Raw genomic sequence first — 10,002 nt, forward strand, 5'->3', positions numbered from 1 at the left:
TCTCGCCGTGCGCCGCGCCGCTCGCCTAGGGTTGTCGGATGGCCGACGACATCTTCGAAGATCCCCGTCTCGCAGCGATCTATGATCCGCTCGACCCCGACCGCAGTGACCTCGATGCCTACCTGTCGATGGTCGAGGAGTTCGGCGCTGCCAGCGTGCTCGACATCGGGTGCGGCACGGGAACGTTCGCTTGCCTGCTCGCCGCCCGCGGCATCCAGGTGACCGGCGTCGACCCTGCACGAGCGTCGCTGTACATCGCACAGGCCAAGCCCGGTGCGGAGCTCGTGCGCTGGGTGCAGGGCGACGCGACGTCGCTGCCGCCGCTTCAGGTCGATCTCGCGGTGATGACGGCCAACGTCGCTCAGGTCTTCGTCGATGACGCCGACCTCTCCGCCACGCTCAGCGCTGCCCGACGTGCCGTTCAGCCGTTGGGTCACCTCGTGTTCGAGGCACGCGATCCTTCGCGTCGCGCCTGGGAGGAGTGGACGAGGGATGCGACCTTCTCCCGCACGGACATCCCCGGCGTCGGGGTGGTCGAGGCGTGGTGCGAGCTGCTCGACGTGGCCGGGCAGCTGGTGTCGTTCCGCTGGACTCACGTTTTCGAGTCCGACGGCGCCGTGATCACCGCCGACTCGACCCTGCGTTTTCGCGAACGCGACGAGATCGCCGCCCTCGTCGCCGAGTCGGGCTTCCGGGTGCACGACGTGCGTGATGCGCCCGACAGACCGGGACGCGAGTTCGTGTTCGTCTGTCAGCCGGCGAGGTAGTCGGCCAGCACGACACCGTGGTTGATCCGCGGGTCGCGGGCGCCGATCAGCAGTGTGACGACCGGATGCTCGCGGCCGAGCTCCCGAAGGCGATCGACGGCGGGGTTGGCGTCGAGCTCTGCTCGGTACCGCACCTCGAATTCCGCGAAATGCGGTGTCTCGTGGTTGAACCACTGACGGAGTTCGGTGCTCGGAGCGACCTCCTTCAGCCATTCGTCGAGGTGGGCGTGCTCCTTGCTCACTCCACGCGGCCAGAGCCGGTCGACCAGCACGCGGTAGCCGTCGTCGTCGGCGGGCTCGTCATACACGCGCTTCACCACGAACATCAGACGGAACCTTTCTGCGGCTGCTCGTCAGGCCGCTCGTCTGGCTCCTCGTCAGGAAAGACGAGGGTCGCCTCTTGGTCGGCTTCGAGAGGAAAATGCGCCACGAAAGTGACCCCGTGGGGGCCTCCGTCGAAGCGGGCGACGCGGGCGCCGGCAGGCTCGTAGAACACATCCCCGGGCCGCAACGTCTTCTCGGGTTCACCGTCGACCTGGTAGATGGCGGAGCCCGTCTCGATCGAGCCGATCACCGGTCCGTTGTGCACGTGCAGACCCGCGGCGACGTTCGGCCGGATGCTGATGCGCCGCGTCTCGACGCGAACGATGGACAGCGGATGCGGCAGCAGGGCGTCTTGCACCACGACGCGGGTCACCGGCTCGGCGGCGGCGGGCTCGGGCGTCGCGGCGCCGGCGGGCTCCACGGCCACCACTTTCGCGCCCACGATCTCGCCGAACAGTTCTTCGCCGGTCGGCTCGAAACCCAACCGCCGGTAGAAGTCTTCCGGGCCTCCGTCGCCCGGCTCCCACATCACCGTGATCGTCTCGACCCCGCGACGCGCGGCTTCGGCCTCGAGCTGTTCGACCGCGAACCGCCCGACTCCGCGACCCTGGGCATCCGCGGACACGTTCAGGCGCCAGATGCCGGCGCGGAAAGCGGCGACCTCGTTGTCCGGATCGAAGTTGCCCATCACGAAGCCCACGACCTCGTCGCCGTCGAGCACCACCCGCGGCCAGGCGGTCGGGGTCACATACGCCTCGGCGAGTGACTGTGCGACCGGTGCGACGAATCGTTCCTGGCCCGGCGCCAGCCGAAGTTTGACCGCCGCCTCGACGGTTTCCGGTGTCAGCTCTGCGAGCGAGAGTGTCGGCATGGTGCGATCGTAGCCTTGCGCGGCTCAGCTCGGGCCGGGCTGCGAGAGCTCGTCGACCTCGGCGATGCGGTACCTGATGATGGTGCGGAGCGTCTCGACGGTGAGCGGGAACTCCGCGGAGAAATGCAGCGTCGCTCCCGAGATCTTCCCTTCGGTGAGCTTTCCGGCGAGGGCGGCGGCGGCCGGTGGGCTCATGAGGAGCAGGCTGCACTCCTTCGCGGTCGCCGACAGCCCGATCAGGCCGCGCCCTCGGTACTTGAACACCGGTACCCGGTAGCTGATCACCTGCTCCGACTCCGGCAACACTTCGAGGATGCGGTCGCGAACGATCCGTAGTGCGCCCGCGAAGGGCTGCCCAATGCCCTCGAGATACTCGTCGACCGTGGACGCTTCCACTCCGCGTGCCATGTCAGCTCCTTCGCTGCTCGAACCGTTGCGCGCCGTCGATCACAGCCGATCGTCGCCCGCCTAGTGCGCCATCGCCCCTGCCCGCGCGTCCTCGGGGTCGTCGGCCGGTTTGCGGATGAAGAACGCCCCGATCACAGCGAACACCGAGATGATCGCGGCGACCATGAACGCCAGCCGCACGCCTCCCGCTGTCGCCTCGTCGATGGGTTCGCCCGCGCTCGCGAGCACCGTGGTCTGAGCGGACAGGACGGCGACGAGCAGGGCCGTTCCGGCCGCACCGGCGACCTGCTGCACTGTGCCGACGATCGCACTGGCGTGGGAGTAGAGGTGGGGCACGACGGCGCCGAGCCCTGCGGTGAAGAGCGGCGTGAACATGAGCGCGAGGCCCACGCTGAAGCCGACGTGCGCCGCGAGCAGGAGCATGGGTGAGGTGTGCTCGGTGATGAGAGTCAGCGACCACAGCACGAGGCTCACGATGATCGCTCCCGGCACCACGAGCGGAGCCGGACCGAATCGGTCGTACAGACGACCGACGAACGGAGCGAGCACACCCATGATCACTCCACCGGGCAGGAGGAGGAGCCCGGTCTGCAGGGTGTCGAGGTGCAGCACGTGCTGCAGGTAGAGCGGCAGCACGATGATGACGCCGAACATGGATGCGGTGCTGATCGCCATCAGCAGGATCGCGACGGTGAAGATCGGCGCCTTGAAGGTGCGCAGATCGAGCAACGCCCGGTTCTTGCGCTGCAGCAGGAGCTGACGCACGATGAACGCGGCGAGCGACACCGCGCCGACACCGACCGACGCCCACAGCACGGTCATCGAGCCGCCGGATGCCGAGGCGTCGCCGGCTTGGCTCAGCCCGTAGAGCAGACCGCCGAATCCGAACGCCGACAGGATGACCGAGAGCACGTCGATCTTGACCTTCTCCGGCTCCGTCACGTTCTCGACGTACTTGATGCCGATGAGCAGCATCACGAGCGCGATCGGCAGCACGATCAGGAAGATCCAGCGCCAGTCGAGGAAGTTGAGGATGAACCCGGAGATCGTCGGACCGATCGCCGGTGCCACCGAGATCACGATCGAGACGTTGCCCATCGTGCGCCCGCGCTTGGCCGGCGGCACCAGCGTCATCAGCGTGGTCATGAGCAGCGGCAGCATTATCGCCGTGCCCGACGCCTGGATGACGCGCGCCACGACGAGCACCTCGAAGCCGGGCGCGAGAGCTGCGCTCAGCGTGCCGAGCGAGAACAGGCTCATCGCCGCGATGAAGATCGAGCGGGTGCTGAAGCGCTGCAACAGGAAGCCGGTGATGGGGATGACGACGGCCATCGTGAGCATGAACGCCGTCGAGAGCCACTGGGCGGCCACCGCGTCGATACGCAGGTCGTCCATGAGCCGGGGGATCGCCACCGACATGATGGTCTCGTTGAGGATGACCACGAACGTCGCGGAGAGCAACAGCCAGATGACGCGGTTGTTGCGCTTGGTGTGGTCGACCACCTCCACGCGGGCGTCGTCGGCTCGATTGTCGGCGAGGGCAGCGGGCTCGGCGAGCGCCTCAGGCGCGGGTGAGGTGTTCTCAGTCACGCGGTCCACAGTATCGACGGCCACCGACACGGGGCGAGGCGTACGGAGCATCGTTTCGAAGAGTTCACTCTCCGCGTAATGCATGCGTCGTCATGGGTCGCTCAGTGCGCGAGACCGGCGACCTCACGCACGGCCTCCGCCACGGCGGGTGCGACGCTTTCGAGCTGTGTCGTCGACACCTCGGGACCCCAGGAGAACCGCACCGCCGTTCGCGCCACGTCTTCCGGATAGCCGAGCGCCAGCAGCACGTGGGAGGCGTCCTCGCTCCCCGCCGCGCAGGCCGACCCGCTCGACGACACGACCCCTCGCCTCTCCAGCTCCAGCAGCACCGTCTCGCCGTTCGTTCCGGGAAAGACGAACGAGGCCGTCGCTGGAAGGCGGGACTCGGGATGTCCGGTGAGTTCCGCTCCCGGAACCGCCGCCAGCACCGCGCCGACGAATGCGTTCCTGGCTTCGGCCGCGACACGCGCGTTCGTCTCGCGGGCATCCAGAGCGAGGCGCGCGGCCGTCGCCAGCGCCGCCGCGCCCGCCACGTTCTCGGTGCCGGAGCGTCGTCCCCGCTCCTGGCCCCCTCCGTGCAGCACCGGTTCGACCGGGATGCGTCCGCGCACGTAGAGCGCGCCGATGCCTTTCGGGGCGCCGATCTTGTGGCCGGACACGCTGAGCGCATCCACGCCGAGCGCCGCCACGTTCAGGTCGAGCCAGCCGGCGGCCTGCACAGCGTCGGTGTGGAACGGGATGCCGTGCGCGTGCGCGATCTCGGCCAGCTCCGCGACGGGCTGCACGGTGCCGACCTCGTTGTTGGCCAGCATCACGCTCACCAGCGTGGTGTCGGGACGCACAGCGGCGGCGAGGTCTCGGGGTGAGACGAGTCCGTCACCGTCGACCGGAAGCGCGGTCGCCTCGAACCCGTGGTGACGCACCAGGTAGTCGACCGATTCGAGCACGGCCTCGTGCTCGATCGGCGTCGTGATGATGTGCCGGCCGCGGGGGTTCGCCAGAGCGATTCCTTTGACGGCGAGGTTGTCGGCCTCCGTGCCGCCCGAGGTGAACGTGACCTCAGAGGCCCGGCAGCCCAACCAGGCGGCGACGGATGCGCGGGCGTCGGCGAGCGCGCGCGCCGCGGATTCGCCCACCGCGTGATGGCTCGACGGGTTGCCGAAGTCGCCCGTCAGGTACGGCCACATCGCTTCGAGAACCTCGCGGCGCACGGCCGAGGTCGCCGCCGCGTCGAGGTAGATCATCCGGCGGCGGCCTCCACCGCCGGAGCGACCGCGTTCGCCTCGACCACGACATCGAGCCCGAGGTCGAGCGACCGCACGCTGTGGGTGAGGGCGCCCACCGAGATGACATCGACGCCGGTCTCCGCGATGTCGCGCACGGTCGACAGGTTCACGTTTCCGCTCGCCTCCACCAGAGCGCGACCGCCGACGATCGCCACGCCATCGCGCAGCTGCTCGACGGTGAAGTTGTCCAGCATGATCGTGTCGACGCGAGCCGCGAGCACGGGCTCGATCTGGTCGATCCGATCGACCTCCACCTCGAGGTGGGTCGTGTGCGAGAGTTGCGCGCGCACGGCGAGCAGAGCATCCGTCACCGACAGGCCCGACTGCGCCGTGAGTACGGCGATGTGGTTGTCTTTGGCCATCACCGCGTCAGACAGGGAGAACCGGTGGTTGTGGCCGCCGCCCGAGCGCACGGCGTGGCGCTCGAACGCGCGCAGGCCAGGGGTGGTCTTGCGGGTGTCGACGATGCGCGCCGGGGTGTGGGCGACCGCCTGGGCGAAGGATGCGGTGAGCGTGGCGATCCCGCTCATCCGCTGCACGAGGTTCAGCGCGACGCGTTCGGCCTGAAGCACGGAGCGCGCCGGACCGGTGACGGTCGCGATCGTGTCGCCCGCCTCGAACCGGTCACCGTCGGCGATCGCGAGCTCGACGTCGATCGCGGAGTCGGTGAGTCGCATGGCGGCGGCGAAGACGGCGCCCCCGGAGAAGGTTCCCGGCTCGCGGGCGTTCAGCCGCGCCGTGGCATATGCCGTTTCGGGAATGAGCAGCTGGGAGGTGAGATCGCCCCAGGGCGCGTCCTCCAGGAGCGCAGCGCGCACGACGGTCTCGATGGTCTGGTCGGTCAGCATGGAACGGTCACCTCGGTGCGGTCGATGTCGGGTGCGGGGGAGAGTGCGCGGCGCCCGGCGACCTGCACCGAATGCCGAGCGACGCCCTCGTGGAGCAAGGGGAAGTCGGAGCGGAAGTGGGCGCCTCGCGACTCGTCGCGCGCGAGCGCCGCAGAGACCACGAGCCGCGCCAGGTCGAGCAGGTTGGCGTCTTCGCGCGCTGAGCGCGTGCGGGCATCGGACGGCCGCTTGCGGGCAAGCGCGCCGGCCGCGGCCTCGAGCGACTCGCGGGAACGGTGCACGCCCGCTCCATCCCACATCAGGGCTCGGAGTTCGGAGCGGTCGACGACGTCGCCCGCGGAGACCTCGCCGCCGCCCCGGGCGGCATCGGCGGCAACCACATCCGCGGCCTCGGCGATCCACGACGGACCCGTCCACTCCCAGCGCTCGCCGACACCGTCCGCGAGCTCGGCGGCCGCGCGGTGTGCGAACACGATGCTCTCCAGCAGCGAGTTCGACGCGAGGCGGTTCGCGCCGTGGGCTCCGGTGCAGGCGACCTCGCCGACGGCGTAGAGGCCGGGAAGCGTGGTGCGCCCGTGCGTGTCGGTGGCCACACCGCCCATCCAGTAGTGCGCGGCGGGCGTGACGGGCACGGGGACGGCCGACCAGTCGAGCCCGGCCGCTCGGCAGGCGGCGTCGATGGTCGGGAAGCGTCGCGCAAGGAAGTCGGCGCCGAGCGCGGTCGCGTCGAGGAGCACCGGCCGACCGCCCTGCTTCGCCATCTCCTCGGCAATGCCGCGGGCGACGACGTCTCTGGGGGCCAGTTCGGCGTCGGGATGCACGGCGAGCATGAACCGCTCGCCCGCGTCGTTGCGCAGCACGGCCCCCTCGCCGCGCACGGCTTCGGAGACGAGGAACGAACCCGGCAGGGCGAGCGCCGTGGGGTGGAACTGATAGAACTCGAGGTCGGCCAGCGCCGCCCCTGCGCGCCAGGCTGCGGCGACGCCGTCGCCTGTGGTCACGGCGGGGTTCGTCGTGTGCGAATAGAGCTGACCGGCGCCGCCACTGGCGAGGATCACCGCGTCGGCCGGCAGTTCGGAGGTCGAGCCGTCGTCGAGCATCACCTCGACGCCGCTGACGGCGCCGTCGGTCACCACGAGGTCGGTCAGAAAGGCATGCTCCACGATGCGGGCCGCCGACGCCCGCACAGCGTGGACGAGGGCGCGCTCGATCTCGGCGCCGGTCGCATCCCCGCCGGCGTGCAGCACCCGAGCGTGCGTGTGCGCCGCTTCGAGACCCCGGGCGAGATCGTCGCCCGACCGGTCGAACTCCACTCCGAACGCGATCAGGTCCAGGATGCGCTCTGGCCCCTCTTCGCAGAGCGCCTCGACGGCCTCGACCACGGCGAGCCCGGCCCCCGCGCGCAGCGTGTCGGCGATGTGCGACCCGACGCTGTCGTCGGGGAAGACCGCAGCCGCGATACCGCCCTGCGCGTAAGCCGTGTTGCTCTCCGAGAGCTCCGACTTGGTCACCACGGTGACCTCGTGCGTGCGGGCGGCCTCCAGGGCCGCGATCAGTCCGGCGACGCCGCTGCCGACCACCACCACGCGGGCCATGTCAGGCCGCCATCGTGGTGTCGGGACGCGCGGCGAGCATCCGCTCGAGGGCGATGCGTGCGGGCTCCGCGACGTCGGGCGTGACCGTGATGCGGTTGAGCACCTCTCCGCGAACGAGGCCTTCGAGCACCCAGGCGAGGTATCCGGGGTGGATGCGGTACATCGTCGAGCACGGGCACACCACCGAGTCGAGGCAGAAGATCGTGTGCTGCGGGTACTCGGCGGCGAGGCGCTGCACCAGGTTGATCTCGGTGCCGATCGCGAAGGTGGAGCCGGCGGGGGCCGCCTGGATCGCCTTCACGATGTAGTCGGTCGAGCCGTATTCGTCGGCGGCGTCGACGACCGCCATCGGGCACTCGGGGTGCACGATCACGCGCACGTCGGGGAACTGCGTGCGCGCCTGCTCGATCTGACCGACGGTGAACCGCTTGTGAACCGAGCAGAAGCCGTGCCACAGGATGACCTGCGCCTCGGCCAGCGTCTCGGCGTCGTTGCCGCCGAAGGCCTTGCGCGGGTTCCAGAGGGGCATCCGCTCGACCGGAACGCCCATCGCCTTCGCTGTGTTGCGCCCCAGGTGCTGGTCGGGGAAGAAGAGCACGCGCTGACCGCGTTCGAACGCCCAGGTGAGCACCGTCTCGGCGTTCGACGAGGTGCAGACGATTCCGCCGTGCTCGCCGCAGAACCCCTTGAGGGCGGCCGACGAGTTCATGTAGGTCACGGGGATGACGGGAACCCGGCCGTCCGCATCCGGCTCGGTGCCGTAGAGCTCTTCGAGCTGTTCCCAGCACTCGGTGACCGAGTCGATGTCGGCCATGTCGGCCATCGAGCATCCTGCTGCCAGATTGGGCAGGATGACCGCCTGCTCGGGGCGGGAGATGATGTCGGCCGTCTCCGCCATGAAGTGGACACCGCAGAACACGATCGCCTCGGCCTCGGGCTTCGCCTTGGCGGCGTTGGCCAGCTGGAACGAGTCGCCCACGAAGTCGGCGTACTGCACGACCTCGTCACGCTGGTAGAAGTGCCCGAGTGTGACGACCCGGTCGCCCAGCGTCGCCTTGGCGGCGAGGATGCGGTCGTGCAGCTCCTCTTTGCTCGCCGTGCGGTACTCCTCCGGCAGTTCGCCCTGACGGGGAGTGTCGACCGGGATCGGGTCGGCCATGGATGCGCCGGGGCCGTACGACGGAGCCTGGCTGTCGAACAGCCACGGGCCGTCGACCAGGTCGGGACTGCACGCCTCGCCGTTCAGCTCCCCGCTCGCGATGAGCTGCAGAGTGGTGTCGACCGATGCGGTGATACTCATAGTTCTCTTCTTCTTTCGAACGGGTGCTGCTGTCGGGGAAGGGGACCCTGGTCCGCGAGGTCGACGGCATCGTCGTAGCGGTAGAGACGCGGCGGCCGGTGACGGGTGCCGGTGAGGTACTGGTCGGTCGCGACAACGGCTCCGGAGCCCTCGATCGTGCGCCGGAAGTTCGCCGGGTCGAGTGCGCGGCCGAGCACGGCCTCGTGCACCTCGCGCAGCTGGGCCAGCGTGAACGTCTCGCCGAGGAAGGCGTGGGCGATGCGGCTGTACTCCATCTTCGTGCGCAGCCGCCAGAGCGCGTACTCGACGATGAGGTTGTGGTCGAACGCCAGGGTCGGCAGATCGTCGGCCGGAAACCAGCGGACGTTCTCGCTGACGCTGGCGAGAGCCGCTTCGTCGCTGCGCACGAGCGCCCAGTAGACGATCGACACGACGCGCTGGCCGTCGGTCTGCGGCGCCTCGGCGGGAACGCCGGAGCGTGTGACGTCCCCGAACGCGTAGAGCTGCTCGAGATAGCTGGGCGTGAGGCCCGTCGTGTCGTGCAGTGTGCGAGCGGCGGCGAAGGCGAGGCTCTCGTCGAGGTGCAGCGGCCCGCCGGGCAGCGCCCAGCATCCCTCGTACGGCTCCCGGATGCGGCGCACGAGCGGAAGCCAGACGCTCGCCAGGTCACCGGTCTGCTCGTCTTTGCGCAGGGCGAAGATCACGGTCGAGACCGCGAGCAGGGCGCTGACGCGCTCGCTGCTGACTTTCGACTTCTGACCGCTCGACGACATCGCCGGCTCCTCGTCCTGGTAAGAGTCACAATGACCCTAAGTGCTTGGATGTCATCTTAGTGTCATTTCGACCAGAACTGCAAAAGCGCGACCCCGCCGCCCGCTTCCCACCCACGCCGCCACACCCGCACCACCCGAGAGGGGTGGCGCCCCCCCCGGGGGGGGGGGGCCCACCCCGGGGGGTGGGGGGGCCCCGGGGGGGGGCGAGGGGGGGGGGGGCGGACCGGGCCGGGGCCCGCG

General features: G+C 69.7%; 10 protein-coding genes. 1 reads left to right on the top strand and 9 read right to left on the bottom strand.

The window, feature by feature from the left end:
* Positions 1-38: 38 nt before the first annotated feature.
* On the top strand, positions 39-767 hold the full coding sequence (locus ACFVWR_RS15775; protein WP_387214088.1) for a class I SAM-dependent methyltransferase: 729 nt from the start codon (positions 39-41) through the stop codon (positions 765-767).
* Here ACFVWR_RS15775 and ACFVWR_RS15780 read toward each other — a convergent pair.
* The 9 genes from ACFVWR_RS15780 to ACFVWR_RS15820 are packed head-to-tail and all read right to left on the bottom strand — an operon-like array spanning position 752 to position 9,762.
* Entirely contained in the window at positions 752-1,093 is a 342-nt protein-coding gene (locus tag ACFVWR_RS15780; RefSeq protein WP_387214091.1) for a DUF488 domain-containing protein, read from the bottom strand. The genes ACFVWR_RS15775 and ACFVWR_RS15780 overlap by 16 nt on opposite strands.
* Entirely contained in the window at positions 1,093-1,962 is an 870-nt protein-coding gene (locus ACFVWR_RS15785) for a GNAT family N-acetyltransferase (protein WP_387214094.1), read from the bottom strand. The genes ACFVWR_RS15780 and ACFVWR_RS15785 overlap by 1 nt, the downstream gene beginning before the upstream one ends.
* A 24-nt stretch (positions 1,963-1,986) precedes the next feature.
* Positions 1,987-2,370: an iron chaperone gene (locus tag ACFVWR_RS15790; protein WP_387214097.1), complete on the bottom strand. Its 384-nt coding sequence runs from the start codon at positions 2,368-2,370 to the stop codon at positions 1,987-1,989.
* 60 nt (positions 2,371-2,430) lie between these two features.
* Positions 2,431-4,011: an MDR family MFS transporter gene (locus ACFVWR_RS15795; RefSeq protein WP_387214100.1), complete on the bottom strand. Its 1,581-nt coding sequence runs from the start codon at positions 4,009-4,011 to the stop codon at positions 2,431-2,433.
* 50 nt (positions 4,012-4,061) lie between these two features.
* Positions 4,062-5,204, bottom strand: a complete 1,143-nt coding sequence (locus ACFVWR_RS15800; RefSeq protein ID WP_387214103.1) for a cysteine desulfurase family protein — start codon at positions 5,202-5,204, stop codon at positions 4,062-4,064.
* Positions 5,201-6,094 (bottom strand): carboxylating nicotinate-nucleotide diphosphorylase, encoded by an 894-nt coding sequence (gene nadC / locus ACFVWR_RS15805; protein ID WP_387214106.1) that lies wholly within the window; start codon positions 6,092-6,094, stop codon positions 5,201-5,203. The genes ACFVWR_RS15800 and nadC overlap by 4 nt, the downstream gene beginning before the upstream one ends.
* Positions 6,088-7,689: an L-aspartate oxidase gene (gene nadB / locus ACFVWR_RS15810; RefSeq protein WP_387214109.1), complete on the bottom strand. Its 1,602-nt coding sequence runs from the start codon at positions 7,687-7,689 to the stop codon at positions 6,088-6,090. The genes nadC and nadB overlap by 7 nt, the downstream gene beginning before the upstream one ends.
* 1 nt (position 7,690) lies before the next feature.
* Positions 7,691-8,989, bottom strand: a complete 1,299-nt coding sequence (gene nadA / locus ACFVWR_RS15815) for a quinolinate synthase NadA (RefSeq protein ID WP_387214112.1) — start codon at positions 8,987-8,989, stop codon at positions 7,691-7,693.
* Positions 8,986-9,762 (bottom strand): NUDIX domain-containing protein, encoded by a 777-nt coding sequence (locus ACFVWR_RS15820; protein WP_387214114.1) that lies wholly within the window; start codon positions 9,760-9,762, stop codon positions 8,986-8,988. Before ACFVWR_RS15820 ends, nadA begins: the two co-directional genes overlap by 4 nt.
* Between the last annotated feature and the right edge of the window lie 240 nt (positions 9,763-10,002).

The sequence above is a fragment of the Leifsonia sp. NPDC058292 genome (assembly GCF_042880955.1).
Taxonomy (GTDB): Bacteria; Actinomycetota; Actinomycetes; order Actinomycetales; family Microbacteriaceae; genus Leifsonia.

Coding starts and splice junctions, on each gene's coding strand:
- ACFVWR_RS15775 (WP_387214088.1), top strand. CDS start 39: ATGGCCGACGACATCTTCGAAGATCCCCGTCTCGCAGCGATCTATGAT.
- ACFVWR_RS15780 (WP_387214091.1), bottom strand. CDS start 1,093: ATGTTCGTGGTGAAGCGCGTGTATGACGAGCCCGCCGACGACGACGGC.
- ACFVWR_RS15785 (WP_387214094.1), bottom strand. CDS start 1,962: ATGCCGACACTCTCGCTCGCAGAGCTGACACCGGAAACCGTCGAGGCG.
- ACFVWR_RS15790 (WP_387214097.1), bottom strand. CDS start 2,370: ATGGCACGCGGAGTGGAAGCGTCCACGGTCGACGAGTATCTCGAGGGC.
- ACFVWR_RS15795 (WP_387214100.1), bottom strand. CDS start 4,011: ATGCTCCGTACGCCTCGCCCCGTGTCGGTGGCCGTCGATACTGTGGAC.
- ACFVWR_RS15800 (WP_387214103.1), bottom strand. CDS start 5,204: ATGATCTACCTCGACGCGGCGGCGACCTCGGCCGTGCGCCGCGAGGTT.
- nadC (WP_387214106.1), bottom strand. CDS start 6,094: ATGCTGACCGACCAGACCATCGAGACCGTCGTGCGCGCTGCGCTCCTG.
- nadB (WP_387214109.1), bottom strand. CDS start 7,689: ATGGCCCGCGTGGTGGTGGTCGGCAGCGGCGTCGCCGGACTGATCGCG.
- nadA (WP_387214112.1), bottom strand. CDS start 8,989: ATGAGTATCACCGCATCGGTCGACACCACTCTGCAGCTCATCGCGAGC.
- ACFVWR_RS15820 (WP_387214114.1), bottom strand. CDS start 9,762: ATGTCGTCGAGCGGTCAGAAGTCGAAAGTCAGCAGCGAGCGCGTCAGC.